This is a genomic window from Cellvibrio chitinivorans, from assembly GCF_035117775.1.
Classification (GTDB): domain Bacteria; phylum Pseudomonadota; class Gammaproteobacteria; order Pseudomonadales; family Cellvibrionaceae; genus Cellvibrio; species Cellvibrio chitinivorans.
Window position 1 is genome coordinate 1,153,332 of the sequence record NZ_JAYKKN010000001.1, and the last position, 25,462, is coordinate 1,178,793.

The window sequence follows — 25,462 nt, forward strand, 5'->3', positions numbered from 1 at the left end:
CGCGGCTCGCAAGAGTCGCGCATTTTTATATGGGACTCATTTCTAGAGAGAGTTAAGCAGCTTTCAAACTAAACCAAAAAATACTACCGCCTTCGGGAGCCGGTTCATAACCTACCTCGCCGCCCAAACGCTGGGCAATGCGTTTAACAATCGATAGGCCAAAGCCGTGGCCTTCGGCTGCCTGGGTGTCAAAGCGGACAAATTTATCGAACAATTCTTGCTGCTGTTCAGCATTTAAACCTGGGCCTGAATCTTTTACCCAGCATTTCACCATTCCTTTTTCTTGTGGTTCTGCGCCCAGTTTAATGATTGGATTTTCGCCGCCGTACTTGAGCGCGTTGGAAATATAATTCGTCCAGATTTCTTCTATCCACTGCTCGTGCCCCAATACGTTCGGCCAATTTTCATCGAAAGTGATACTGGCATTCTGCTGTTCGATCAGCGGTTGTAAGCGCATACAGGCTTCGTTAATCGTGTATCGAATATTAATTGGGGTGAGTGCAATTTTTTCGCTCTTGCGAATATTGGCGAGCAGCAACAATGAGTCGATAATCGAACGCATTTTATTGGCTGAGCGCTGAATGGTATCGATCAATTGCGGTTTCCGCTCGGGTGGCAGTTGGGTGTTGTTAAATAAGGTCGACGCGGCAATTACTGTGCTGACAGGTTGTTTTAAATCGTGCGCAACTGTGTGTGCATAGGCATCCAGCTCGCGATTTTGTGCGATCAATTCAGCGGTTTTAATTTCCAGTTGCTGGCTTTTGTATTCGAGATCAATAGTGCGATCCGATACCAGTCGCTCCAAGTGATTGCGATATACGTTTAACTCCTGATAGAGATGATTGCGTTGATTCAAATCGCTACTGATACTCATGCGCATTTTATTGATCGCATTTACTACCAAGCCCAGCTCATCCGGTTGCTCAGAATTGCCGCGCGCAAGTGTGAGCGGCGTATTTAAATTATTTAAATCCAAGGTTTGTGCGTAATCAGCCATGGTATCCAAATGTCGCGTGATCCAATGACGCACTAAAAACAACACAAAGAACACAGTAGAGAACAGGGTGATGCTGGTGGTGATGGCAATACTTTTTGCAGTTTTGATTAACTGTGCATTGATGCCGTTCGGCATAAGCACCACGGTGAGTTCACCCAGATTAAATTCTTCTGCCACTTCGCGGTGAATAATTGGGAAACTGCGGCTGAATAACACAGTTTGATAATCGGGATGGCGGCGTACCCAGCGCTGATTTAATTCATCGCGCAACTCGATAAAACCGACATCCGGCAGTTGCGCAATACCATCCAGCAGCGTATCGATACGCACCTGATCAACTGACCACATGCCGGCGGCCAAGCTGGGTAAATAGCCTTTTTCGATATCGACAAATTGTTTTTGTGCATCGTCCAGTGCAGTGCGATAAGCACTGTAAATTTGCAGGCCGGAAATAAGCGCGGCGATGAAAAAAGTAAACGCAATTACGGCCGTCACCATGCGCAAGCCAAGGCGACGTGTCGGTTGTGGGAGTTGTTTATTCGGTGTGCTAGACATTTAAAAACCTTGCTCCGGTGAGAACCAAAGTTCGCTGCGCGTGAGCGGCGTTTCAGGCGTGAGTAATGAATTCTGTAAATGGAGAACGCGCCGCTGTTGCAGTTGGGCTTGCTCAATCGCGCTCGCAAAATGTTGGGTAAACAGTTTACGCATGCTGCCATCGCGAATTGCAACTTCCAGCCCTTGTTCAATCGCCGCAGCGAGTTGGACATTATCTTTGCGCACAAAAAAATACAACGGTGCAGGGTAGTGCAGCACCCAGTTGGGGGCAATCGCGAGCGGCATATTCGCGTGCATATCAAGTTCGGGTTGAATCTCGGTAAGCGAGCGCGGGAAGTAATCGATACGCCCGCGTATCAGCATATGAAACAGTCCTTCATAACTGGAGCTGGGGCTGACTTTGTAGCCGTTATTGCGCAGTATCGGAAAGTCCGGCCAATCGTGCCCTTGTCCGGCGATCAAGGCTTTGAGTTGTGCCTCTGTGTCCAGCTGTGCGAATGCTTGGGTTTTATCTTGGGTGATGAGCAGCAGGCGCCAGCCGAGCAGGCCGCGGTCGATGGGGATGCGAATGGGCAGCAGTTCTTCTTCGCGCTCGGGCGAGCTGAGCGTCCAGACAACATCTATACCCTTGTCCAATTGCAGATGCCGCAGGGTGCGCCACTGCGACAAGTTGTATTTGCTGGGGGTTGCGTAATAGTCCTGACCGGATTTGGCGAGTGCGAGTTTGAGCAGTTCGATGGGGTAGTGGCCGCGTTTGTCATCGGCCATGGATGCGGCCCAGGCGTAAATCACCGGTTCAGTGGCAAATGCAGGCGCGGCGCACAGGCTGGTCAAGATGATCCATAACGCAATGAATATCCGCTGTTGAGCGCGAAAAAATTGTCTTACCAGAGCTTGGATTGGCAGAAGTTGATTGGTCAGAAACTGAATGATCATCAGGGCTCGGCACGGATATTAAAAAACCTGCCCTGATTATAGCTGCTATGTGGATTTGATGTTGATTTAAGCGGCACGATAGAGTCGTTTTGCCGGACTGGTCCGCACATTTGCCTGACGCAAAAACTGCCGGAATAACTGAATACCCTGCGGCCAGCTTCCCAAGCGGGAGTCGTTATTGATGTGCCCTACATTATCTAAACGCAAAAAATCAGCACCCCATTGCAGCGCCCAGAAGGCGGCTTTACTGGCGCTAAGCCAAGGGTCATTACTGCTGGCGATGATTTTTGTGGGTACCTCCAGCAGCGATTGCGGCAAACGCTGAGCGATCTGGAATTTATCTGGATCGGCAGGGGCGACCAAAAACAATGCCGCAATTTTCTCTGGCGTTTCGGCCGCGATACTGGCGCTCGCGAGAGTGCCGAAGCTGTGGGCGATAATCACCACCGGCTGCTCCTGTCGCTGTAATTCAGCGCGAATGCCCGCTTTCCATTTATCCAGATCAGCGGTGTTCCAGTCATCTACTGCAATGCGTTTACTGGTTGGCAATTGCGCCTGCCATTGGCTCTGCCAGTGCTGTTCATCGCTATTGCGCAAGCCCGGTACTATCAGCACCGGCAGATGTTGCAGTGACGCAGGAAAGAGAGAGTGTTGAGCAAATGACATAACTGCCTCCAGTGGCGATGACGTTAGTGTCTCGGGTGACTGGAGTGCAGCTTAAGGTGATTTGTTTGTGATGAAAAAGAATCGTTTTTTCTTTGCTTATAGCCAAATTGTTCGGTTGCGTGAAATTCAAATGGTTGTGAAGTTTAAATTGTGGTGAAGGCTAAAGCGCCGCCCGCGAGGATCAGTGCGCCGCCTGAAATCCAATTAAACCAGCGCTGATGTGAGGGGGATGTTAACCAGCGCATAATGCCGCGCCCGCCTAGAGCGTAAATACTCATCCAGACAAAATCCATCGCTAAAAAAATCACCGTAAGCAATGCAAATTGCGGCGGCATACTGCGATTAATATCGATAAATTGCGGAAAGAGCGCGCCAAAATAAATAAGCCCTTTGGGATTGGTAACGGCAACGATAAAAGCCTTGCTAAACAAGTGGCTGCTGCGAATCTGACGCGCCTCTATATCTACACTGATCGGCGGTGCGCGCACCAGTTGCACTCCCAAATAAATCAGATAGGCCGCTCCCAGCCATTTAATCGTGTGAAAAATCCACTCTGCCTGTTCGACCAATAAACCCAATCCCAGTGCCGATAGCAGCATTAACACCAGATTGCCCACGCTGGCGCCGAGCATGGTGTAGAGGGATTTTGCAAAACCGTAGCGGCCAGCATCGATCATGCAGGCAAGCATCACAGGGCCGGGGCTGGCGGAAAGCACAAGGGTGATGGTAGTAAACAACCAGAGTTGTTCGAGCGGCATAGCGGCTCCTGAAGCCTGTTGAAAGTATCTGTTGGAAGTTCTTGATGGAAGGCGCGCGGAGTGTAGCAGAGCCGCCAGCGGCGCCGTTAATCTCTTCTATACTCAAGCTATTGGCGTGTGAACAGGCGAATGAAATAGGTGCTAAATGGCGAACAACAATATCTCTACAGCGATCAAACTCCTTGAGGATTTGCTCTCCGGTTTAAATCAGGCTTACTGGGAAGCGAGCAGTATTGATCGCAAAGATTTTTTTTACGATCTGATCAGTGCGCTGCATGCAGAGTTATTTGAGCTGGGTAAATTGAGTGTACAAGACCACGATTTGGATTATGAGCCGGTAACAGAGGAGCTGCGCACCCAGCGCGCCAAGCTGAACTGTCTCTATCAAGAGATAGATAATTATGTGTCGCGCTCTACCACCGCCGCCCGTCTGGCGCATTTAATTAATGAAGTTGCGATATTGATGGTGCGTGAATCAGCGGATTAGGTTTTTTATAGCCTTTCTTAATCAGTTATGTGGGGTTATCGCCAAATAATTTAAACGAAACTATAAAAAAACTGGCGACGGCTGAAAATTGAACAATACTCAAATTGTCGATGATAGTTTCTTCCTGTGAGTTCAATGGCGTTGGTTTGGTTGGCTTATCGAATTAGGAAGGTGGTACGGTTATCGACGGGTTTTTCTCAAAGCCCAGTTTGGAACTCCCCTTTATTTGTAATCTAGTATGGTCTTGGCCGGCATCTTGTGGTGTCGGCTTTTTTTATTTATGGTGCTTTTAAGTTGATGCGTTTAAATTTTTTGCGATGAAAACTTGTTATGAAAAAGCGTGTTATGAAAAATAGTCTTATGAAAAAGAGCGCGATGAAAAAAAGTGTTTTTATGATTGCTTGTTGCGCATCGGTATTGAGTGTTGCAGTGCAAGCAGAGAGTTGTTTGGATGGAAAAAATCTGGTCGCGCTGGATGACCAGTACGAAAAAGCCTTGCAAACTGGCGATGCGATTTTTATAGATAAATTGCTCGCGCCAGAATTTTTATGGGTGCACAACCTCGCGAGTGCAAAAGAAACCAAAGTGCAATTATTGGAGCGAGTAAAAAAACCGGAAGAGCAGGCGCATGCGCGTCGCTCGCATGATGTAAGTTTTCATCGGCTGGGTAATACGGTGGTGCTGGAGGGGTTGAGCAGCGTGGATAAATTAAATCCCGATGGTAAAACGCTGCGCACATCGCGCTATCAATTTATGCGGACTTATGTGGAGCAACAGGGTGAGTGCAAATTGCTGGCGGTGCAGACAATGAAAGTCTGGTCGAGCGAATCTAATAAATAGTAAATCTGTTTTTATGTTGATAATTTTCAATCCCTGCGCAATTTGCTTTGCAGGGATTGAAAATGGCTTGAGTGTTATTTAGGGTGCTTTTTGACCCAGTCCGCGTATTTTTTCAAAACTTTTTCCGGATCGGTAACGTACCAGGCATAGCCTGAACGGCGTTCTTCTGAAACCTTCGCCAAGTCGTAATACACAGTGTCATCGCGGTCACCGAAGACAGCTTTATTGGTGCCTATCTCATAAAAACGCGCCCAGAGTGGCTTCGCATTTTTATCGTCTTTTAATGCGCCATCGCCACGCGTCCAACTTTTTCCGACGATTTTATTTTGCTCGTACCAAGCAATGGCCGCATGTACTGATTGAACAACATCGTTACTGGGGTTCTTCAGATTCATCATGAAGTTGACCATGTAAGAACTTTCTGCAGTAGTGAGTGACGCCATTTCAAACGCACGCGCCTTGGTTGGCTGCAAGGTTTTAACATCGTGCTGCGCGCCCCAAATTGTCAGTTTGCCATTGACCACCACTTGCGACTTCAGTACACAGTCGAGCGCGCGGGCAAGGCTTGCAGTTGCTGCCGCTTGTTGTTCAGGAGTGATAAAAGAAAATTCATTTTTGGCTTGTGATGTTTTGTACAAAATAACCATCAAATCATGCATCAACTTATCGTTGTAAGTGATGTGGTCATGATAACCGCCAGTCAGCGGGAAATTTTGTGGCCAGCCGCCATTCGGATATTGCGCCGTCAGAATTAATTGCAGGCCGCGTCCAAAGGCATCGCTGTAGCGTTTGTCGCCAGTTACTTGGTGAGCTTGGGCAAGCAGCATAAGTTGGGTGCTGGTTGCGCCGTTATCAAAGGTGGGGATATAGCCTTTCTCAACACCAAAAGCCTGACCGGCTTTGCGCGGTGCTTTGGCCATGTCGGTGCGTTTTGACCAGCCGCCAGAAGGCGTTTGGAAGGAGAGGATAATATCCATCACTCGCTTGCCTTCAGCGCTGTTAAACCAATCGGCATTTACTTTTTTAACATCAAAACCAAAGTCTTTGGTGTGTTCAGGCAGCGTGGGCTTTTTCTGACCGATTTTTTTCAGCTCGGCAGCGAGAAAATCCTGATCGGCTTGGTGCACTTTTTTCGATGTGGCGTAATAGTTTTTCCACGCGGCTTCATCGCTAATACTTGTTGCTGAGGCTGATTGTTCAGTGGATTGCTGGGTAGTTTGTTGATTGGCTTGTGCTGCTAAAACAGGAGCCAGATAGCAGCTGCCTAGCAGTGCAATAGTAATAGTGGTTTTGGTAAACATGACACATGCCTTTTAATCGTAGTTGATTTGTTGTTGTGCTATTGATTATGCAAGTTGTTGTGCAATTTGCAGTGCAATGGTTTACCGAATTTTTTGCCAATTTTTTTAGTTTTGATTGCAGGGTATCCTGCCCCGCTTATGGTTTTTTTGCGCGATTTTTTACGTAATTTTTTTGCGTAAGTGTCTTACAGAAAAATATTTTCATCCCCAGGGAATACGCCTGCTTTTACGTCCGCAACATATTTTTGTACCGCGCTAGGGATGTCATTGGATTCCAACAAAAAGTTTTTGGAAAACTTTGGCGGCTGTTCGGTGAGCCCAAGAATATCGTTGATTACTAATACTTGCGCATCCACATCGCGGCCTGCACCTATGCCAATCACGGGGATGGCAATTTCGCGGGTAATCTGTGCAGCAAGTGCGGCAGGTACACATTCCAGCACCATCAAGTCTGCACCTGCTTCAGCGAGCAGTTTGGCATCGGCAAGAATTTTTTCAGCGCCGGCCTGATCGCGCCCTTGCACGCGGAATCCGCCAAATTTGTTGACGGACTGTGGCGTTAAACCCAGGTGTGCACACACAGGTACTCCGCGCTCAGAGAGCATACGAACTGTATCCGCCAGCCAAGCGCCGCCTTCGAGTTTTACCATCTGCGCACCGGCTTGCATGATGCGTGTGCAATTGCGCATAGCTTCATCGGGTGTGGCATAGGTCATAAACGGCAGGTCGCCAACAATCAGCGATTTTTTATTGCCGCGTGCAACTGCTTCAACGTGATAAATCATCTGTTCCATGGTGACGGGAATGGTGCTGTCGTAGCCCAGTACGGTCATGCCCAGTGAGTCGCCAATCAATACTACCTCTACACCGCAGCGTTGAGCCATCGCCGCCATATGGGCGTCGTACAGTGAAATAACTACAAATTTTTCACCGCTGCTTTTTAATTTTTGCAGTGTGTTGATGGTGACATTTTTAGTGAGTGCGGTAGTCGCCGTTGAGGTGCTGTTGATGTTTCCGTAGGGCATGGCAATTCTCGCTGCAAAAAATAAAAACCGTATCTACTAGAGCGCTGGTACGGGGTTGTAATAGTGACGGCCACTTTTGATGGTGAGAATGTACTCAACCAACTGCTTAAAGTGATCGCGATTTTGCGCCAGATTCAAATCCTTGGCATTTACGATGAGCAGGGGCGCGCCGTCGTAAAAGTGGAAAAATTCAGTATAGGTGTCGTTGAGCGCTTTTAAATAATCCGCGTTGATATATTGCTCGGCGCTTATGCCGCGCTGGCGGATGCGGTCGAGCAACACATCGAGCGGCGCTTGCAAATAAATCACCAGATCCGGGCGTGGTGCGTTGATGACCAGCTTGTCATAGACCTGACGATAAATATTCAGTTCATCGTCGTCGAGTGTAACCTTGGCAAACAGCTGGTCTTTCTCGATCAAAAAATCCGCCACGCGCACTGGCTCGAAAATATCGTCCTGCCGCAGACTTTGCAGCTGGTTGGCACGCTGGAATAAGAAAAACAGCTGGGTGGGCAGGGCGGTGGATTTTGGATCGCGATAAAAACGCTCCAAAAATGGATTCTCTTCCGGCTGTTCCAGCAGCATGTCGTAATTGAATAATTGCGCGATATTGCGCGCGAGCGTGGTCTTGCCGACGCCGATACAACCTTCCACCGCGATGTAGCGCGGCAGCTGCGCGTTGGTTAAGTCCAGTCCGAGTTCTTCAAATACAGGGTTCACAACAACTCCTTGATGCCTATGGTTAAGCAACCGATGGCATGCGTACCAGTCCGTCTGCGGGGCAGTGACTGAGCAAATCGGCGAGTGGGGTGCCGTCGGGTAGGTGCAAATCAGGGGTGATATCCGCAAGGGGATAAAGCACAAAACTACGCTGGGTGAGATAAGGGTGGGGTACTTTCAAACGCTCCAGATCGATGACGTCATCGCCGTAGAGCAGTAAATCCAAATCCAGCGTGCGTGGGCCCCAATGCTGAATGCGCACACGCTGATGCGCCTGTTCTATCGCCTGCAGCGCATCCAACAATGCCAAGGGCGCGAGCTGGGTATCGAGTAGAGCGACGGCGTTTATATAGTCCGGCTGTTCCGGGCCGACGGGCAGGCTTGAGTAAATAGATGAGCGCGCCAGTAACTGTGTTTCAGGAATTTCCGCAAGCTCACCAAACGCACGCATGACTTGTGCCAGCGGGTCTTCCAGATTGCTCCCCAAACCTATGTAGACCAGCGCCATGGATTACTCGTTTCCGCTGGGTGCTGTATCGGTTTTGGGTTTGCGCGGGCGACGGCGGCGCGGCTTGCTGGCCGATTTATTACTACCTTGGCGCCCAAGTGCTTTCACCATCTGCTCGCGCTCTTCGTCGTTGGCGGTCTGGTAGTTAGTCCACCATACACCCAAGCCATCAAGCGCTTCGCCCGCTGCTTCGCGCATCAACAGGAAGTCGTAAGCGGCGCGGAAGCGTGGATGATCGAGTGTGCGCAGGGCGCGCATCCCCAAACGGCTCGGCAGGCGCTGCTGCAAATCCCAAATTTCGCGCATGGGGATCAAAAAGCGCTTGGGAATAGCGGTGCGCGTCAACTGTTGGTTAACCACGTTTTGTGCCGCTTGTGCCCAGGCTTGGGCTGGCGTCATTTGTCCGCTCAGTTTTTTAAATTGCTCCTGCAAGGCAGGCCAGAGCAGAGCTGCGTAGATAAACGCAGGGGTAACGGTTTTATCACTGCGGATGCGTTTATCGGTGTTGATCATGCATTGTTCGATGAGACTTGCGCCGATTTCATCGCCAGCTTTGAGGGCTTTGTCGGTACCTGGGAAAAGCTGTGCCAGTACATCGTATTCACGCATCAAGTTAAAGGTAGCTGTAGCTGAGCCGCCCAAGAACAATTTCAGCACTTCTTCAAACAGACGGGCATCGGATACGTTGAGAAGTAATCCGCTCAGTTCACGGATAGGTTTTGCTGTGTTGGCTTCTAGCGTAAAGCCAAGTTTGGCGGCGAAACGCAGTGCGCGCAGTATGCGTACCGGGTCTTCTTTATAGCGGGTTGCCGGATCGCCAATGATGCGCAGGGTGCGGTTTTGCAGATCACTCATGCCGTTACAGTAGTCGACGACTGAGAAATCCTTGAGTGTGTAATAGAGCGCATTGACGGTGAAGTCGCGGCGCATGGCATCGGTTTCGAGTGTGCCGTAGACATTATCGCGCAGTAACATGCCGTCTTCGCTGCGACTGCTGGAGGATGATTCTTCGTGATGGCCGCGGAAGGTAGTGACCTCAATCACCTCGCGCCCCATACGCACGTGAACTATCTGGAAGCGGCGGCCGACAATGCGTGCGCCGCGGAAGATGCGTTTAACTTCTTCTGGTTTGGCGTTGGTGGCGACATCAAAATCTTTGGGGCGATTGCCGAGCAGCAAATCGCGCACACCGCCGCCGACCAAATAGGCAGAAAAGCCGGCTTCTTCCAGTTGTTTGATAATTCTGATCGCCGCGGGGCTGATATTTTTGCGGGAGATATTGTGCTGGTCGCGTGGGATCAAGGTGGCGCCATCGCTATTGCGGGTAGCAGGCGCCTTATTGGCATCCTTCGCGCCGGAAGAGAATAGGTTTAGCAAGCGTTTGAGCATGTTGTCTCGCTGGTGTTTAGGCAGTCAGTTGCACAAGAGCGGCGAGTTTAGCAGATGCTTAAGGTTTTTTACGACATTGCTGCCGTTCAGGCTGCTTTCGACCTAGGCTGGGCGTTGATGTGGCCCATCCAGCTTGGCGCATTTTTTTACTTCAAGAATGAGTAGTTTTTGTGGGAAGCCAAATATGGAGAGAGAAGAAAGCAAAACGGGAAAGCATAGCTTTCCCGTAGGAGGGTGCACCGAGGTGCTTTAATCGGCATTCAATGGGGTGCTTCCGTGCCCATATCCAATCTCGCGTGCTATCCCATCCCGTGCCTAGTCTGTCATCCGCTTTATTTTATTGTCTTATTGCTCTTGTCTTCTAGCGTGTATCTTTCTTTCTAATTTTACTTTCTATTTAAGTTATTGTTTTCGTTATTATTATTCAATTTCTGTTGTTATTATTTCTTGTTGTTATGTTTTTGTTTTTCCGTTTCTTATTGTTTCTTGTTGTTATTCATTTGTTTCATTTTCTTATTATCTATTGTTGTTATTTTTAAGTTCGTAACGCTTTTTATTATTTGTTGTTGTTATTAGATATTCACATTTAATTCATATTGTTTGTTTTTGTTATGGCCGTCTAAAAGCAGTTGTTGTGCCAGAAATGAAAAGTCCAATCAAAACAATATGTTATGGTTTTTGGTTGCGCTTTTATTACTTTTTGTTATTTCGATAGGTTACAGAATTGTCACTTGTTTGTTACGTCTGACAAATGCGGTAACAGCTTTTGTGCGGTAACACTCTCGTGGTTGGGGGTAACGCTTTGGCGCGATTATTTACATGTCTGGCGCATTTATCTAAAAAACTGTCACTGCAAACAAAAATCCCCAGTGCGGTTAGGCGACTGGGGATTGAATTTGGCGCTAAATTTGTCGGTAAGTTATTTGACGCTACTCAATGTTGATGATGATTTTGTGCGTGGTATGCCAAGGCGTTGACGGCGCTCCCACAGGCACTTGCGGCTCACACCCAGTTTCCGTGCCAGTTCAGTTTCGCTCATGCTGTCTTGATGTTCTAGCACAAAGCGCTGGAAGTAGTCTTCCAGTGACAAGTCTTCTGATGCTGCTGAGCTGCCTCCGCCTGAGCGATTTGCCAAGCGCGCTGGTTCCAGTACGGAGCTACCGGTGTTGTCATCTAAATCGTCGTGCTGGTCGGTGTCGATAGAGAGCAGGTGATCGCCAATTTCGGTGCTGTCTTCGCACAGGATGACGGCGCGCTGCATGGCGTTTTCCAGCTCGCGCACGTTGCCCGGCCAGTTGTAGCTCATGATGGCGTCCATCGCCGATGAGGACAGCTTGAGTTGGGGTTTGCCAAATTGTGAGCAATAGCGTTGTAGCAGGGACTCGGCGATATTAATGATGTCGCGCCCGCGCTCGCGCAGCGGTGGTAGTTCCAGCTGAACTACGTTGATGCGGAAGTACAAGTCTTCACGGAATTTGCCTTCTTTAGAGAGCTTGCGTAGGTCGCGGTGGGTTGCTGCAACCAAGCGTACATCAACCTTACGTGATTCAACCGAGCCCAAGGGGCGAACTTCGCCTTCTTGCAGCACACGCAACAGGCGCGCTTGGGCTTCCAATGGCAATTCGCCGATTTCATCGAGGAACAGGGTGCCGCCGTCGGCAGCTGCAACCAAGCCTTCGCGATTGGTGGCTGCGCCGGTGAAGGCACCTTTTTCGTAGCCGAAGAGTTCAGATTCGATCAGGGTGTCGGGAATCGCTGCGCAGTTCACCGAGATCATCAAATGGTTGTTGCGGTTGCTTTCTTCATGCAGTGCGCGCGCAACCAGCTCTTTACCGGTCCCGGTTTCACCGTGAACCAGAACGGTTGCATTGGTTGGGGCGACCTTGTGGATACGGTTGTACAGGTCTTGCATAACATCGCTGGCGCCAATCATGCCGGCGATTGCACTGCTGGCTGCATTTGAGTTGGTGGCAACTTTATTGGCGGCTTTGGCTTTGCCGATTACACGTTTGACCGCGTTGACCATCTCATCGTGGTCGAAGGGTTTGGCGATGTAGTCCACCGCGCCCATGCGCATGGAGTCGACCGCTGAGCGCAAGCTGGCGTAGCTGGTCATGATGAGTACTGGCGTATCACCTGCCAGTTTGATCAGATCGGTGCCGGGAGCGCCGGGCAGGCGCAGGTCACTGACGATCAGATCGAAGTCTTTCAATTGGAATTTCGACGTTGCCTCTTTTACCGACGGGGCCTCACTGACCTCGTATTGGTTGCGCTCAAGCAGCTTGCGCAGGGCATTACGGATGATGGTTTCGTCTTCAACAATCAGAATCTTACTCATAGCTATCCGGGTCTTGCGTTAAGTGTTTCGGTCAATAACTTGCAGAGTTGATTTGCAAGTCGCTGGTTTTTCTCACTTTTCTGGCTTATACATCCATGAAATCGTCGAGGTGGCGCGGCAGGGTGATAACAAAGCGCGCGCCGCGATTGAGGGCAGTGTCGGCCGGACTGATGATATCCATATGGCCGCTGTGATCTTCGATGATGCTGTACACCATCGCCAAGCCCAAACCTGTACCTTCACCGGGTTCTTTGGTGGTGAAGAAGGGTTCGAGAATCCGCTCAATCAGTTCAGGAGGGATACCATGCCCCTCATCGGTAACAGTAACTGTTACCGAATCCTCATCTTCGTTACTTTCAAGCATAACACGCCCTTGCTCAGGGCTGGCATCCCGCGCGTTAGATAAAAGATTTATAAAAACCTGAATGATGCGCTGGGCATCACCCGCAACTATTGCGGTTTTAGGGATGTCGTTGCAGAACAGAACCTGGGTTTTCTCTTTTTGCAGTGAGAGCAGATTGATTGCCTCGGTGGCGCAATCGCGAATCGATACCGCCTCAAACTCGGTTTTGCTGGCGTGACCGGCGTGGGAGAAACTCACCAGCGATTGCACGATACGGCCGACACGGTCGGTCTGGCTGAGAATCTGCTCCGCAGTTTCCAGTACCTCCTCCGGGTCATTGGAGTCGTATTTCAGGTTTTGTGCAAGGCAGGCAATGCCAGTGATCGGATTGCCAATCTCATGGGCAACACCTGCAGCGAGGCGGCCAACAGATGCCAATCGCTCGGAGTGGACTAGTTCCTGTTCGAGCAATTGGGTTTCAGTTACATCTTCCAGCAGCATTACCTGATCGTATACACCGGCAGTGATCGGCCCTTCAATGTTGGCTTTGTGCAGGCTGATCCAGTGTGGGCGATTGTTTAGCTCGATTTCACGGCGATAAAAATGCGGCTCTTTGCTTTGGCTGAAGTCGATCAACAGGCTGCACCAAGGTTCAGGGATGTCTTCCAAGTGGGAACCGGTAACATCCTCGCCCGGAGTTTGGGTCAGCTCGGACATAGCGCGGTTCCACATGAGCACTTCCATATCGCGCCCGAGCGAGCAGACCGCCATCGGCAGTTCTTCCAATGTTTTGCGATGATAGAGGCGCAGGGTGTTCAGCTCTGCCGCCATACCGGTCAGGTGATTGCGGTATTCCTCAAGGCGGTTTTCGATCAGGTTGATATCGACAGTTGATTGCGCTTCGGCGGCGGCGTGAGGGATGCATTTATCCATAATTTCGCTGGCGACGTGGATCCCCATCAGGCTTGAGAGGTTGCCTTCAATCTGGTCGCGCAAACGGCGCAGTGCGTAGGGGCGGCGTTCGTCGATACTTAAATTCAGTTCTTTCAGGGCAATATCCACCTCGCGGCTGGCGGTGACTTTGCCGAGCGGTTTGGAGAGGCGATGTTTGAATTCCGAGGCGGAGTGAACATCCAGCGCTTGGCGCACCGGGTGGCTGATTTCATCGGCCGCGCAGAGGTCGGCGCTGTATTGCTCGTCTTCGGTTTGGCGGGTGAGTATGGAGATGACGACAAAGCACACAGTGTTGAGCGTCAGTGAAATAAGTGCCACTTCACTCCAGTAATCGATACCGATAGGAATTGCCCAGTCGAGCAGTGGCACCTGAATAAAGCGCAGGTCGGTCAGGATGGGAACGAATAATCCCAGCGCCCAAACGCTGGTGCCTATGGCGAGACCGGCAATAATTCCGCGTCGATTACCTTTCGTCCAAAATACGATGGCAAAGGTGCCGGGCAGGAATTGCAGGGTTTCGATAAAGGCGATCATGGCCAAATCGGCAAGGCTAAAGCGGCTGTCCAGAATCCAGTAAAGCAGGTAGGCGCCCATGAAGATCGCGGCGATCAACACCCGGCGCAGCCACAGCAGTTGGCTATAGAGATCGGTGCGCGTGCGCAGTTTCAGGCTGGGCAGCAGCCAGTGGTTCATCACCATGGTCGATAGCGCAAGGGAGATCACTACCATCGCGCCAGTCGCTGCTGATAACCCTCCGATAAACGCCAGCAGCGTCAAACCCGGTGAGTTAAACAGGATGGGTACACCCAGCGTGTAGTACTGGGGCGGCAGAGGGACGCTGAGTTCGGTGCCTGCCCAGAGGATGGGGAAGATCGGCAGGGCGATCAGCAGCAGGAATAGTGGGAACGCCCAAGTGACTGTGTGTGAGTTGCGCATCAGCGGATTTTCTGCCAATCCCAAGTGGAATATGTGCGGCATGGTGACGGCGGTGGCCACAAAGATCAGCAGCAGCGTGTGGGCGGAATCCGAGTGGATGGGGTTGTGTAGCAGCGCGAGGTTTTCCGGGTGGTCGAGCAGCCACTGATCCAGTCCATCCAAACCATCGAACACTCCAAAAACGGCAACCAGACCGATTGCACAGAGAGCGCAGACTTTCACCAGCGATTCAAATGCCATGGCGGTGATCAGGCCGCGATGCTGTTCGCGGTTGGCGCCAAATGAAATGGTGAAAAACGCGAGAATGGCGCAGTAGCAGAGTGCCATCACATCCTTAAAGGTCAATCCGGTTCCGGCTAGTGGCAGCGAGGGATTACTGCTCACAGTAAGGATGTGCATGGTGTCGGCAATCGCCTGAATTTGCAGCGCCATTAGCGGCAAAATCCCGCACAGCATACAGAGGGTGGTAAGCGCGCCCACGCTGTGGCTGTGGTAGCGAAACACCAGCAAGTCCGCGAGTGAATGCACCTGATGGCGCCGCGCCAATTCGGCCAGTGGCGCCAGTGCGACCGGCGCAAACAGGAAGAGCGCGCCTGTGCCTAAATAATAGGCGAGTGCGCCATAACCGTATTGGAAGGCGAGGTCGACTACCCCGTAAAACGCCCAGGCACTGGCAAAAATGCCGAGCGACAAAATATAGGTGATGGGGTGTGATGTGACAGCTTCGGGAATCCAGCCGCGTTCAGTAATCCAGGCAATGCCAAATAGCAGCAGTAAATAGCTGATGCCGATGAGTGCTACCTGGCTGAGATCAAATGTCATTTTGTTTTAATTCTTTATGGGAAATCTAAAATGGAGAGCTAATCAAACTCGTGGTAATTCTTGCGGCGAATTTGCATCACAAAGGCGATCACAATCACCGCCACCCACGCAATATAGGGGCGATACCAGGCACCTTCGGGGTTGATAATCCAGTTAAACAGGCTGGGTGAGAAAATGTATGCCACTAAGAGCAGCAAAATGACCAAGCGTTGATTGTTCATAAATCGGTTCCCTTGCGCCGGAGCGACGGGTTCAGGTTTTTATTCTTCTTGGTACAGATGGCCCAAGCCTTGTACCTCGTGGCGTTGCCAATGATGCAAAGCCCAGTCCAATAATTCGGCAACTGGCGCGTCCGCCAAGACAGAGGGGGGATTTTGCCCTAAAAACCTTAGCCCATGCCACAGGTTCCTGCTGGCGCATTGATTGTCTATGGCTTTAGCGTGATTTTGTTTACTGAGTTTTTGCCCGTTGGTCTGCATCGCCAAGGGTACATGGCCAAATTGGGGCAGAGGCGCGCCGAGTAAATCGAAAAAGAATAATTGTCGGCCTGTCACATCAAGCAGATCGCTGCCGCGGATGATATGGGTAATGCCTTGGGCGATGTCATCCACCACTACCGCAAGCTGATAGGCAAACAAACCGTCGCGCCGCTTAAGAATTTGATCGCCCGCTTGGCTGCGCAGATTTTGGTGTTGCAGCCCCTGAAATATATCCTCGAATTCGATTAGCTCGGAACTGATGCGACCGGGTAAGTCATAAAGCTTTAAGCGTATGGAGGATGTTGTTTCGAGTGCGGGCTGATGAGTGCGGCAGTGACCGTTGTAGATACCACCCATTGCCGTTAGATCCTGCCGCGAACAGCCGCAGGGGTAGGCAAATTCGGCCTGAACAAGTGCGTCGAGGCAATCTTGATAGGCGTCATGACGCTGGCTTTGGTAGATAACCTCCCCATCCCAATGCAAACCGTGCTCATCAAGACATTGCAAAATACTGCTGGCTGCGCCGGGTTGTTCGCGCGGCGGGTCAAGGTCTTCCATACGTACCAGCCAGTGTCCGCGCTGGGCTTTGGCATCCAGATAACTGGCAAGCGCGCTAACCAGCGAGCCAAAGTGTAGAGGGCCTGAAGGTGAGGGCGCAAAGCGGCCGACATAGCCTGAGTTTTCAGTCTTGAATGTTTGGGGAATGCGTTTGGGGGTGAGCTGTGATGCTGGGGAGGACATGGTGATAGAGGCGAGCAATGCTCGCCCCGATCAAATCGGCATTAGCCGCCGATTTGTTTTTCTTTGATTTCTGCGAGGGTTTTGCAATCTACGCAGAGGGTAGCGGTTGGGCGCGCTTCAAGGCGACGAATACCGATTTCTACACCGCAGGCATCGCAGTAGCCGTAATCGTCATTTTCGATCAGCTCCAAGGTGCTGTCGATTTTCTTGATCAGTTTGCGCTCGCGGTCGCGGGTGCGCAGTTCAAGGCTGAATTCTTCTTCCTGACTGGCGCGGTCAGCGGGGTCGGGGAAGTTCGCCGCTTCGTCCTTCATGTGAGATACGGTGCGGTCTACTTCTTCCATTAGCTCTGAGCGCCAGTTGAGCAGCAATTGTCTAAAGTGCAGCTTCTGGTTGTCGCTCATGTACTCTTCACCTTTTTTCTCCTCATAAGGAGTAAAAGGGCGCAGTGCAAAGGTTTCAGTAGAGGGTGATTTTTTCGCCATAGTAGCGCCTCGCAAGACTTCCTGGATCGGCAATTACCCTGCCCAAATGGGCGGGCAGATTTAGAAGGGGGAGCAAGCTATCAGATAACAAATGTGAGTGCTAGCGTTTTTTCGCGCGCCGCGTGGCAGATGGGTTTATATCCTTCTTATGGCATCGCCCGCCCATTCCAAACAAAAACTATAGCCCTAAAATGGCGCGTTTGTGCTTCAATTTGCCCGCGATTTTGCTTTTATCTTGCCGTGTTGACTAACTATGCCCCAGTTTTATCCCGCTATTTTGCTTAAACGCTACAAACGTTTTTTGGCCGATATTCGCCTGCCCGACGGCACCGAGCTGACTATCCATTGCCCCAATACCGGTTCGATGCGCAATTGTCTGGTGCCCGATAGCCCCTGCTGGTATTCCGTCAGTGATAGCAAAACACGCAAATACCCGCAGACGCTGGAGCTGGTTACTACACCGGGCAATCATCTTGCCGGCATCAATACTGCGCGCGCCAATGAATTGGTTGAGCAGGCGATACGCACAGGCGTGATCGCTGAATTGCAGGGCTATCAATCGCTCAAGCGCGAGCAGGTTTACGGGCAGGAAAAATCGCGCATCGATTTTTTATTGAGCGATAACTCGAGTGATGCGCGCCTGTGTTATGTCGAAGTAAAAAACGTGACTCTATTGGAAACAGAAGGGATGGAAGCAGTAGGCGAAGGTTTTTTCCCCGATGCGGTAAGTGTGCGCGGCAGCAAACATCTGCGTGAGTTGATGGCGATGCGCGCCCAAGGGCATAGATCAGTGTTGCTATTTTGTGTGCAGCACACGGGGATAAAAACTGTGCGCGCAGCAGCCCATATCGATAAGGTTTATGCCGAAACTTTGTGTGCAGCGCAGGCCGCTGGAGTTGAACTGCTGGCCTATGCTGCGACTATCGCGCCTGAGCAAGAGCGAATTGTGCTGGATCGGTCTGTGCCTGTGTTGTTGTGATTTGGTGTAAGGCGCAGCGATTTACTGCGCGACTGATTTGGGCGGGAAAGGCGTTAAGAGTTTGGTAAAACTCTCACGCAATTTTTGCTCGGCTTTGAGTGAAAAGTTAATCAGCGGGATGCCTTCGGCGTTGCCGCGCCAGATGAGAGTGTTGTTATTGGTTTGAGTGATATCCACCACAATCACGCCCTCCTGTTTGCCGCGTCCGACGGTTTGGCCGGTGCTCATGCCGATGCCGCCGTGGCTGCCCACCGGCATACCTATGCCAATCCCGATGCTGGTATTGCCGCCGGTGCTAATGCGCGAAAAAACCTGCATGTCGACCATAAAGTCTGCATTGGCTTCGGCGGGAATAAACCCTTGAGCACGCAATTGTTCATCAGCGAGTTTTTGGATAAAACCTTTGTCGATGCCGCCAATATCGACCGTAACCGCGCGCCAGCTGTAGGTTTTCAGGCCGCTAAAATCAGTGCCGCTTTTGTAGTCGTCGGCGTATTTGGTACTGGTGCAGGCGCTTAGAAGCAACAGCAAACCTGACATGAAACTGAGCGAAACTAATGCGCGCATAGGTTGATCCTCTTGGAGAAATTAGGCCGAACAATTAGGTCGAACAAAGAGTGATGCGAGTATAGCCTAGCGGCTATTTGGCGATAGGCACAGAGTTTGCAAACACGAGTTAAGTATCGCAGACTTGCGCCCGCTGATCGCGTCTGTCACTTGTCATCAATCACTGCCATCAACTAAGGAGTTTGCGTGGATCTGCTGCTGATTTTGAAAGCCATTATTATGGGTATTGTTGAGGGATTAACGGAGCTGTTGCCAATTTCCAGTACCGGCCATTTGATCCTTGCTGGTGAGTTGATGGATTTTTGGACTAAAGACAAGCGCACAGTGTTTGAAATTTTTATCCAGATGGGCGCGATGATGGCCATCGTCTGGGAGTACCGCCAAAAAATCTTTTCCAGTTTGCTTGGCCTGGGTAAACCAGGGGTTGAACGCAACCTCTATATCAACGTTTCTATCGCATTTTTCCCGTTTATTTTGATTGGTTTTCTGTTTGCCGACTTTATTCGCGCAGTGTTGTTCAGCCCCTATGTGGTGGCAGCCGGATTTATCATCGGTGGCTTTGCGATCATGTGGGTGGAGAAGCGTGCGTACCAACCGGACGTTGATGATATGGATCAAATCACGCCCATGCGCGCTTTGAAAGTTGGCTTGTGCCAGTGTTTGGCGCTGGTGCCGGGCGTGTCGCGTTCGGGGGCGTCCATCATCGGCGGTTTGTATTTTGGTTTGTCGCGCACGGCGGCGACCGAGTTTTCGTTTTTCCTTGCGATTCCTGTTATTACTGCTGCATCGCTCTATAGCATGTGGGGCGCGCGCGATTTAATTGAGGTGCAGGATATTGAAATTTTTGCAGCGGGATTTGTAGCTTCGTTTATCAGTACATTTTTGGTGATGAAAGCGCTGTTGCGCTTTGTCAGCAATCATACCTTTATGGCGTTTGCCTGGTATCGCATTGCCTTTGGATTGTTGATTTTGTTGACGGCTTACACCGGTGCGATTAACTGGACTTCTGCATAAACAATCAGCTGATTAGTTTTAAGTAAAAAAATAGGCGCGACAGAATTGGCTGTCGCGCCTATTTTTTTGAAGCGTTTTTTAAGCTTCGCGTTACTTTTATCTTTGCATTACTTTTTTAGTTCGGCTTTGGATTTTAAAAAGCGCCGTTCTTCTTCGCGCAGTTTACGCAAGCGCTCCGCCGATACACTGGCTGCAGTCTCATCAAAGTTTTTCCATGCGTACTGCTTGCCGGTACTGCGATCCACAATAGTGCCATCGACCCAATAGGCATGGTTGTAGTAAGACGAAATCACACTCTCGCGCTGCGCCGGTAAATCGAACAGGTTTTCGCCATTGCTGTACGCCTGTGCGGGTGTGTTGCAATTGAGTGCTTCGCGCATCAGCGTTGGCACCAAATCCTGATGGGTAGATAAACGGCTTTCGCGGCGGCCGTGCAAGTGTTTGGCTGCGTGCAGTGGTACCGTGTTGGATGCCTGCAACTGGCGTGAATGGGGCGCGCGGTGCTGATAGGAATTTGGCGGGCGCACCAGCAGCGGAGTTTGTGTTTGCCAGCGGGTAAAGTTGCTGCCGTGGCCCCAGAATCCCGCCTGATTCTCATTGAATTCTTCGCCGTGGTCGCCAGTGATAATCACCCAGGTATTTTCCAGTGCGCCAGTTTTTTCGAGCTGCTGCAAAATATCGCCAAGCAAATCATCCACGTAGACCAAGCTGTTGAAGTAGTCGTTTTTGTAAGCGACATTGTCGGTGTGGTTATCAAACACAAAACCGGCTTTCACGCTGGGCAATGGCTGGAATTGCGCGAATTCGTTCGGGTATTTATAGGGCGAGTGCGATGACGTGAGAAACACCAGATCGAACTGTGGTTGCTCGCTGTGCTCGGCATGGTTGCGTAGATACTGATTCACAATGCTGCGGTCGCTGCCGCTGCTATGCAAATCCTTATCTTGCAGGTGCGGGAACAGCAACTGGCGCACTGCAAAGCGCTCCAAATTGGTATTGGTGTACACCTGCGTGTGATAACCGAGCGTATTCAGCGTCTCGGTGAATTGGCTGGGGTTGGATGCAGGTGTCGCCTTAAAGGTCGGGTAATAACTGGCGTGCAACCCGTAAAACAGGCTGAACAAGCCGGGTACCGTTGCCGAGCCGCCTGAAAGGTGTTGATCAAAGCGAATCGCCTGTTCACTAAAGCGCGACAGGTTGGGCATGATCTCGGGCTTGAGCGTCTCCGCCTGCCAGCTCTCTACCAGCAACACCAAAATCGATTCGGGTTTATCGGTCGGTGCGCATTCCAGCGGTTGCAGCGGGTACTGCACCACACTTTTTTCCTGCGCAGTTTCGCGATCCATCTTGCCGAATTCAGCCACAAAAACCTGCGGCAATAATTGGCTCAATTGCGGCGCGTGTTTATTGCTGGTGATAGGGCGATAAAGCGGCAAGTAAGGATTGATGTAGCTGATTTCCTGCCGCTGATAATGCGCCGCCCAAATATTGATAGCCGAGTTGCCCGCGAGCAAACACAGGCTCAAACCCAGTGAGATCCACAGCGGGCTGCTGAAGCGAATAATCTTTAATTGCGCCGTTTTTGCGCTCAGCCAGAGTGTACCGCCAACCACGGCAATGGCGGCCAGCGCGGCAAGGCCAAGCAGTAGCGGCGGCACGCCCATGCCGGAGAAATCCATGATGAACATTTCAATCATCAGCCAATCCACATGGAACAGGTAGAGATTAAAGGTCGCCACATCAATCAATAAATAGAGCAGCCACCCTGCGAGCAGCAGGGCGTAAATCGGGCGCGTCTGGCGCCATTGGCTGAGTGGCAGGCAGATGATGCCCACCAAACCGAGCAGCACACCGTAATAACCGAGGGTGCTGATTTGATATAGCTTGCTCATCAGCCCATCGGGTCTGGGCATGACTTGCCAGTAGCTAAACAGTGGTAATAGCGATAATAAAAACACCCCAAGGGTGAAATAACCGTGTGCGGCCAAATAGTGTTTTTTCATGTCCTTCCTCCTGCATCAATCCCGGATGCGTGTTTCTGTTTTTGATCAACAGGTTTACTAAAACGAGTTCGATTAACGGGTTGCCCGGCAGCCATTTGGCTGTTCGGTTTGGCTGCCGCAATGCAAAACGCAAAGCGCACGCAGCCCCTGGCGATAAGCCAGTAGAAAAAAGTTATTGTTATCGATTGTTTTTATTGGAGGCTGGCGCCCTGAAGTCAGTTGTGCGCCAGTGGTATTGCAGCTAACCGCGAAGAAACGCGGCGGGATGAAGGAGGAATTAACCCTGAGATGGATCCATCAGGCGCACCACACTGGTATTGGCATCGCGAGTTTTACCTGCGCTATGCAGTGCATCCAGATAGGCCTGCCATAAAGATTCTTGCTGGGTACCTAATTGATACAGGTATTCCCAAGTGTAGATCCCGGTATCGTGGCCATCATCGAACACCAGCTTGATCGCATAGTTACCTGCGCGCTCAATTTGGGTGATGGCGACTTCTCGCTTGCCATGCTGCAACACTGCCTGACCCGGGCCGTGGCCCTTTACCTCGGCGCTGGGTGAGTGCACGCGCAAAAACTCTGCAGTCAGCAACACGGTTTCATCGCCAAACTGCAGTTCCAGTTGGCGCGATTGTTTATGCAAACGAATTTTACTGGGGATCATAGGTGTCTCTCTTGCCATGCAAATTATGGCGATCTAAACCCACTCATCCGTAGATAGAATTTTCCGGATTTGTGGATAGTGCGGCAACTTACACTTGTCATTTTTTTGTAATGACTTTGTGCTAATCGCGCAAATGTTACGCGGCTATTACGCGCGCTAGCTAGCCATTATTTCTGGTTTGCTTGCAGATAAAAACGGCAGCCCAAAGACTGCCGTTTTTAGTGCGGGTTAACAGTAAATCAATTACAAAATAAAACGACTTAAATCTTCGTTTTTCGCCAATTCGCCCAAGTGAGATTCAACAAATGCGGCGTTGATTTCTACTTGCTTATGGCCATCATCACCGGCTTCAAATGAGACATCTTCCAACAGGCGTTCCAGAATCGTATGCAAACGGCGCGCGCCAATATTTTCAGTGCGCTCATTCACTTCAAACGCCGTTTCGGCGATGCGACGAATACCGTCTTTGGTAAATGTGATTTCTACACCTTCGGTTTTCAGCAGCGCTTCCTGTTGTTCAGTGAGCGATGCAGTTGGTTCGGTGAGGATACGTTCAAAATCATCCGGCGTTAGCGCTTGCAACTCAACGCGAATCGGCAAACGACCTTGCAATTCCGGAATCAAATCCGAAGGTTTGCTCAGATGGAATGCGCCCGAGGTGATAAACAAAATATGGTCAGTTTTGATCGAGCCGTGTTTGGTGGTTACGGTGCAGCCTTCGATCAATGGCAGCAGATCGCGCTGCACACCTTCGCGCGACACATCGGCGCCACTCACATTACCTTTGCGCGCCACTTTATCGATCTCGTCGATAAACACTATGCCGTTTTGCTCAGCTGCTTCAATTGCCTGCGTTTTAATATCTTCATCGTTAACTAGCTTTGCCGCTTCTTCGTCCTGCAATTGCTTGAAGGCTTTTTTCACGGTGAGTTTTGCTTTTTTGGTTTTGTCTTTGCCGAGCGATGAAAACATGTTTTGCAATTGATTGGTCATGTCTTCCATGCCCGGTGGCGCCATGATTTCTACGCCGACGTTAGCGGCCGCCACATCGATTTCAATTTCTTTATCGTCCAGTTCACCTTCGCGGAATTTTTTGCGAAAGATTTGGCGCGTGCTGGAATCGTGTTTACTTTCTTCGGGCGACAGATTTCTTGCTGGCGGTAAAAGTGCATCAAGGATGCGCTCTTCGGCTGCTTCAGCCGCGCGGTGCTGTACCGATTTGGTCGCTTGCTCGCGGCGCATTTTGATGGCGACATCAACCAAATCGCGGATGATGGATTCCACATCGCGGCCGACATAACCCACTTCGGTAAATTTAGTCGCTTCTACTTTGATGAACGGAGCGTTGGCGAGTTTGGCCAAACGGCGTGCGATTTCGGTTTTACCTACGCCGGTCGGGCCGATCATCAAAATATTTTTGGGGGTGATTTCATTGCGCATATCGGCCGGCACCTGCATGCGGCGCCAGCGGTTGCGCAGAGCGATGGCCACGGCGCGTTTGGCGCTGGCTTGGCCGACGATGTGTTTATCTAATTCGTGCACGATTTCGCGCGGAGTCATAGAAGACATAAAAAACTCTTTTGAATGTAATTCAGTGGTAGCGCTTCTGGTGGATCACCTTGTGCAGACTGTTGGAGACATGGATGTCGACAATAAGCCTACAGGGATGTATTCACGGCGGGTCTGCACAAGGTGATCCGCCAGAAGTGCGGAATAAATTTGACTAATATTCGAGCGATTCAATCGTGTGCGTTTGATTAGTAAACACGCAGATATCGCCAGCGATTTTCAGACCTTTTTCGACAATGCTGCGCGCATCCAAATCGGTGTTTTCCAGCAGTGCGCGGGCGGCGGCTTGGGCGTAATTACCACCGGAGCCAATCGCGATCAAATCATCTTCCGGCTGGATCACATCGCCATTGCCGGTGATGATCAATGAGGCATCTTTGTCTGCCACCGCGAGCAGCGCTTCGAGCCGACGCAGGCTGCGATCCGTTCGCCAGTCTTTGGCGAGTTCAACTGCAGCGCGCGTGAGTTGGCCATTGTGCGCTTCAAGCTTGGCTTCAAAGCGCTCGAACAGGGTGAAGGCGTCAGCGGTACCGCCTGCGAAACCGGCGATCACCTGATTTTTGTAGAGGTGGCGCACTTTGCGCGCATTGCCTTTCATGACGGTATTACCAAGGGAAACCTGGCCGTCGCCGCCGATTACCACTTGCCCTTCGCGGCGAACAGAGAGAATTGTAGTCACTGGACTTCCTTCTAAAGAATCAACAGGGAAGTCAGGAAAGTGGGGGCAGCAGCGCCTTTTTCAAGGCGCTTACTTGGAGTGAGGAATTAACGCTTGGTTTTGGCGCGTTTGAGTACCAGTGCGTTGTACTCGTTTTTGACCAGTTGCGAGCGCGCGTTGGTGAGCTCGTTTTGGGTATTGAACGGGCCGACAACGACTCTATGCCAAATCTCACCTTTGCGGATTTCGACTTTCTCGATACTCGCATCCAGATTGATCAGAATTAACTGGGCACGCAATTTATCGGCGTCATCCGCGCGCGGGAATGAACCCACTTGCAGGATGTATTCAGTGGTCTGCTCCTGCGCTGGTTTTTCTTCATTAATAGTTTCGCTCGCAGGAACAATGGTCTCGCTCTCTTGCAGCAACTTGTAAAAATCGAAGCGCGGCTTGGGCGTTTTGTTTTCCGTCACCTTGGGCTTGGGTTCTTCTTTGGGGGCGGGGGCAGTTACCGGGTTTTTAATAAAGTAGAAGCTGGCGGCAAAAGCGCCTACCACAAAACCCAAAACAAACCACAACCAGGGAGGTGTAGAGCTACTTTTGGATGATGATGTGCGGCGTGCCGGCGCGCGGCCTTTTTTGGCGAAATCTCTACTCATGGAATTTGTGTGTCTTAAATCGTAGCGGTTTTAAATCGAGGCGCGATTGTAAAGGGATTGCGCGGGTGA

Annotated in this window: 24 protein-coding genes; 4 read left to right on the forward strand and 20 right to left on the reverse strand. The window is 50.8% G+C overall.

Going from position 1 to position 25,462, the window contains the following annotated elements; all coding sequences use genetic code 11:
- Positions 1-52: 52 nt before the first annotated feature.
- The 4 genes from SPL68_RS04880 to SPL68_RS04895 all read right to left on the reverse strand — a co-directional run bounded on the left by SPL68_RS04880 (position 53) and on the right by SPL68_RS04895 (position 3,912).
- Entirely contained in the window at positions 53-1,552 is a 1,500-nt protein-coding gene (locus tag SPL68_RS04880) for a sensor histidine kinase (protein ID WP_323813951.1), read from the reverse strand.
- Positions 1,553-2,488 carry a diguanylate cyclase gene (locus tag SPL68_RS04885; RefSeq protein ID WP_323813952.1) on the reverse strand — a complete coding sequence of 312 codons (936 nt, stop codon included), beginning with the start codon at positions 2,486-2,488 and terminating at the stop codon, positions 1,553-1,555.
- Between the two features lie 66 nt (positions 2,489-2,554).
- Complete coding sequence (locus tag SPL68_RS04890) at positions 2,555-3,154, reverse strand: RBBP9/YdeN family alpha/beta hydrolase (protein WP_323813953.1); 600 nt, start codon at positions 3,152-3,154, stop codon at positions 2,555-2,557.
- A gap of 143 nt (positions 3,155-3,297) precedes the next feature.
- Positions 3,298-3,912, reverse strand: coding sequence for a LysE family translocator (locus SPL68_RS04895; RefSeq protein ID WP_323813954.1), 615 nt, complete (start codon positions 3,910-3,912; stop codon positions 3,298-3,300).
- A 145-nt stretch (positions 3,913-4,057) separates the two neighbouring features.
- Between SPL68_RS04895 and SPL68_RS04900 the strand changes: the two genes are divergently transcribed.
- Together SPL68_RS04900 and SPL68_RS04905 are read left to right on the forward strand one after the other, a co-directional pair.
- The gene (locus SPL68_RS04900) at positions 4,058-4,399 is read left to right on the forward strand and encodes a hypothetical protein (RefSeq protein WP_323813955.1); all 342 of its coding nucleotides are present in this window, start codon (positions 4,058-4,060) and stop codon (positions 4,397-4,399) included.
- Between the two features lie 330 nt (positions 4,400-4,729).
- Positions 4,730-5,239, forward strand: a complete 510-nt coding sequence (locus SPL68_RS04905; RefSeq protein ID WP_323813956.1) for a nuclear transport factor 2 family protein — start codon at positions 4,730-4,732, stop codon at positions 5,237-5,239.
- A 74-nt stretch (positions 5,240-5,313) separates the two neighbouring features.
- Here SPL68_RS04905 and pelA read toward each other — a convergent pair whose 3' ends face one another.
- From pelA to dksA, 10 genes are all read right to left on the reverse strand, one after another.
- Positions 5,314-6,540 (reverse strand): pectate lyase, encoded by a 1,227-nt coding sequence (pelA, locus tag SPL68_RS04910; protein ID WP_323813957.1) that lies wholly within the window; start codon positions 6,538-6,540, stop codon positions 5,314-5,316.
- Between the two features lie 185 nt (positions 6,541-6,725).
- On the reverse strand, positions 6,726-7,565 hold the full coding sequence (gene panB, locus SPL68_RS04915; RefSeq protein ID WP_323813958.1) for a 3-methyl-2-oxobutanoate hydroxymethyltransferase: 840 nt from the start codon (positions 7,563-7,565) through the stop codon (positions 6,726-6,728).
- Between the two features lie 36 nt (positions 7,566-7,601).
- Positions 7,602-8,285: a deoxynucleoside kinase gene (locus SPL68_RS04920; RefSeq protein ID WP_323813959.1), complete on the reverse strand. Its 684-nt coding sequence runs from the start codon at positions 8,283-8,285 to the stop codon at positions 7,602-7,604.
- A 22-nt stretch (positions 8,286-8,307) separates the two neighbouring features.
- Complete coding sequence (gene folK / locus SPL68_RS04925; protein ID WP_323813960.1) at positions 8,308-8,793, reverse strand: 2-amino-4-hydroxy-6-hydroxymethyldihydropteridine diphosphokinase; 486 nt, start codon at positions 8,791-8,793, stop codon at positions 8,308-8,310.
- Between the two features lie 3 nt (positions 8,794-8,796).
- Positions 8,797-10,182, reverse strand: coding sequence for a polynucleotide adenylyltransferase PcnB (gene pcnB / locus SPL68_RS04930; protein WP_323813961.1), 1,386 nt, complete (start codon positions 10,180-10,182; stop codon positions 8,797-8,799).
- Between the two features lie 919 nt (positions 10,183-11,101).
- Positions 11,102-12,520: a sigma-54-dependent transcriptional regulator gene (locus SPL68_RS04935; RefSeq protein WP_323813962.1), complete on the reverse strand. Its 1,419-nt coding sequence runs from the start codon at positions 12,518-12,520 to the stop codon at positions 11,102-11,104.
- Positions 12,521-12,605: 85 nt separating this feature from the next.
- Positions 12,606-15,575 carry an ATP-binding protein gene (locus tag SPL68_RS04940; RefSeq protein ID WP_323813963.1) on the reverse strand — a complete coding sequence of 990 codons (2,970 nt, stop codon included), beginning with the start codon at positions 15,573-15,575 and terminating at the stop codon, positions 12,606-12,608.
- 38 nt (positions 15,576-15,613) lie between these two features.
- A complete protein-coding gene (locus SPL68_RS04945) occupies positions 15,614-15,796 on the reverse strand; it encodes a hypothetical protein (RefSeq protein ID WP_323813964.1) in 183 nt (60 codons plus the stop codon).
- Positions 15,797-15,835: 39 nt separating this feature from the next.
- Complete coding sequence (gene gluQRS / locus SPL68_RS04950) at positions 15,836-16,813, reverse strand: tRNA glutamyl-Q(34) synthetase GluQRS (RefSeq protein WP_323813965.1); 978 nt, start codon at positions 16,811-16,813, stop codon at positions 15,836-15,838.
- A 23-nt stretch (positions 16,814-16,836) separates the two neighbouring features.
- Positions 16,837-17,280 (reverse strand): RNA polymerase-binding protein DksA, encoded by a 444-nt coding sequence (gene dksA, locus SPL68_RS04955; protein ID WP_323813966.1) that lies wholly within the window; start codon positions 17,278-17,280, stop codon positions 16,837-16,839.
- 253 nt (positions 17,281-17,533) lie between these two features.
- On the opposite strand from dksA, the gene sfsA reads away from it, so the two are divergent.
- Positions 17,534-18,259, forward strand: a complete 726-nt coding sequence (gene sfsA, locus SPL68_RS04960; protein WP_323813967.1) for a DNA/RNA nuclease SfsA — start codon at positions 17,534-17,536, stop codon at positions 18,257-18,259.
- A gap of 21 nt (positions 18,260-18,280) precedes the next feature.
- Here sfsA and SPL68_RS04965 read toward each other — a convergent pair whose 3' ends face one another.
- Positions 18,281-18,826, reverse strand: coding sequence for a DUF4136 domain-containing protein (locus SPL68_RS04965; RefSeq protein WP_323813968.1), 546 nt, complete (start codon positions 18,824-18,826; stop codon positions 18,281-18,283).
- Between the two features lie 186 nt (positions 18,827-19,012).
- Here SPL68_RS04965 and SPL68_RS04970 point away from each other — a divergent pair, with 186 nt between their 5' ends.
- Positions 19,013-19,840 (forward strand): undecaprenyl-diphosphate phosphatase, encoded by an 828-nt coding sequence (locus SPL68_RS04970; RefSeq protein ID WP_323813969.1) that lies wholly within the window; start codon positions 19,013-19,015, stop codon positions 19,838-19,840.
- A 107-nt stretch (positions 19,841-19,947) separates the two neighbouring features.
- Here the strand turns inward: SPL68_RS04970 and SPL68_RS04975 are convergent, their stop codons facing one another.
- From SPL68_RS04975 to SPL68_RS04995, 5 genes are all read right to left on the reverse strand, one after another.
- The gene (locus SPL68_RS04975; protein ID WP_323813970.1) at positions 19,948-21,843 is read right to left on the reverse strand and encodes a sulfatase-like hydrolase/transferase; all 1,896 of its coding nucleotides are present in this window, start codon (positions 21,841-21,843) and stop codon (positions 19,948-19,950) included.
- A gap of 277 nt (positions 21,844-22,120) precedes the next feature.
- A complete protein-coding gene (locus SPL68_RS04980; RefSeq protein WP_323813971.1) occupies positions 22,121-22,507 on the reverse strand; it encodes a gamma-butyrobetaine hydroxylase family protein in 387 nt (128 codons plus the stop codon).
- A 243-nt stretch (positions 22,508-22,750) separates the two neighbouring features.
- Positions 22,751-24,076, reverse strand: a complete 1,326-nt coding sequence (hslU, locus tag SPL68_RS04985) for an ATP-dependent protease ATPase subunit HslU (protein WP_323813972.1) — start codon at positions 24,074-24,076, stop codon at positions 22,751-22,753.
- A 154-nt stretch (positions 24,077-24,230) separates the two neighbouring features.
- Positions 24,231-24,755: an ATP-dependent protease subunit HslV gene (gene hslV, locus SPL68_RS04990; RefSeq protein ID WP_323813973.1), complete on the reverse strand. Its 525-nt coding sequence runs from the start codon at positions 24,753-24,755 to the stop codon at positions 24,231-24,233.
- An 86-nt stretch (positions 24,756-24,841) separates the two neighbouring features.
- Positions 24,842-25,393 carry an SPOR domain-containing protein gene (locus SPL68_RS04995; protein WP_323813974.1) on the reverse strand — a complete coding sequence of 184 codons (552 nt, stop codon included), beginning with the start codon at positions 25,391-25,393 and terminating at the stop codon, positions 24,842-24,844.
- Positions 25,394-25,462 lie beyond the last annotated feature (69 nt).

Coding starts and splice junctions, on each gene's coding strand:
- SPL68_RS04880 (WP_323813951.1), bottom strand. CDS start 1,552: ATGTCTAGCACACCGAATAAACAACTCCCACAACCGACACGTCGCCTT.
- SPL68_RS04885 (WP_323813952.1), bottom strand. CDS start 2,488: ATGATCATTCAGTTTCTGACCAATCAACTTCTGCCAATCCAAGCTCTG.
- SPL68_RS04890 (WP_323813953.1), bottom strand. CDS start 3,154: ATGTCATTTGCTCAACACTCTCTCTTTCCTGCGTCACTGCAACATCTG.
- SPL68_RS04895 (WP_323813954.1), bottom strand. CDS start 3,912: ATGCCGCTCGAACAACTCTGGTTGTTTACTACCATCACCCTTGTGCTT.
- SPL68_RS04900 (WP_323813955.1), top strand. CDS start 4,058: ATGGCGAACAACAATATCTCTACAGCGATCAAACTCCTTGAGGATTTG.
- SPL68_RS04905 (WP_323813956.1), top strand. CDS start 4,730: ATGAAAAAGCGTGTTATGAAAAATAGTCTTATGAAAAAGAGCGCGATG.
- pelA (WP_323813957.1), bottom strand. CDS start 6,540: ATGTTTACCAAAACCACTATTACTATTGCACTGCTAGGCAGCTGCTAT.
- panB (WP_323813958.1), bottom strand. CDS start 7,565: ATGCCCTACGGAAACATCAACAGCACCTCAACGGCGACTACCGCACTC.
- folK (WP_323813960.1), bottom strand. CDS start 8,793: ATGGCGCTGGTCTACATAGGTTTGGGGAGCAATCTGGAAGACCCGCTG.
- pcnB (WP_323813961.1), bottom strand. CDS start 10,182: ATGCTCAAACGCTTGCTAAACCTATTCTCTTCCGGCGCGAAGGATGCC.
- SPL68_RS04935 (WP_323813962.1), bottom strand. CDS start 12,520: ATGAGTAAGATTCTGATTGTTGAAGACGAAACCATCATCCGTAATGCC.
- SPL68_RS04940 (WP_323813963.1), bottom strand. CDS start 15,575: ATGACATTTGATCTCAGCCAGGTAGCACTCATCGGCATCAGCTATTTA.
- SPL68_RS04945 (WP_323813964.1), bottom strand. CDS start 15,796: ATGAACAATCAACGCTTGGTCATTTTGCTGCTCTTAGTGGCATACATT.
- dksA (WP_323813966.1), bottom strand. CDS start 17,280: ATGGCGAAAAAATCACCCTCTACTGAAACCTTTGCACTGCGCCCTTTT.
- sfsA (WP_323813967.1), top strand. CDS start 17,534: ATGCCCCAGTTTTATCCCGCTATTTTGCTTAAACGCTACAAACGTTTT.
- SPL68_RS04965 (WP_323813968.1), bottom strand. CDS start 18,826: ATGCGCGCATTAGTTTCGCTCAGTTTCATGTCAGGTTTGCTGTTGCTT.
- SPL68_RS04975 (WP_323813970.1), bottom strand. CDS start 21,843: ATGAAAAAACACTATTTGGCCGCACACGGTTATTTCACCCTTGGGGTG.
- SPL68_RS04980 (WP_323813971.1), bottom strand. CDS start 22,507: ATGATCCCCAGTAAAATTCGTTTGCATAAACAATCGCGCCAACTGGAA.
- hslU (WP_323813972.1), bottom strand. CDS start 24,076: ATGTCTTCTATGACTCCGCGCGAAATCGTGCACGAATTAGATAAACAC.
- SPL68_RS04995 (WP_323813974.1), bottom strand. CDS start 25,393: ATGAGTAGAGATTTCGCCAAAAAAGGCCGCGCGCCGGCACGCCGCACA.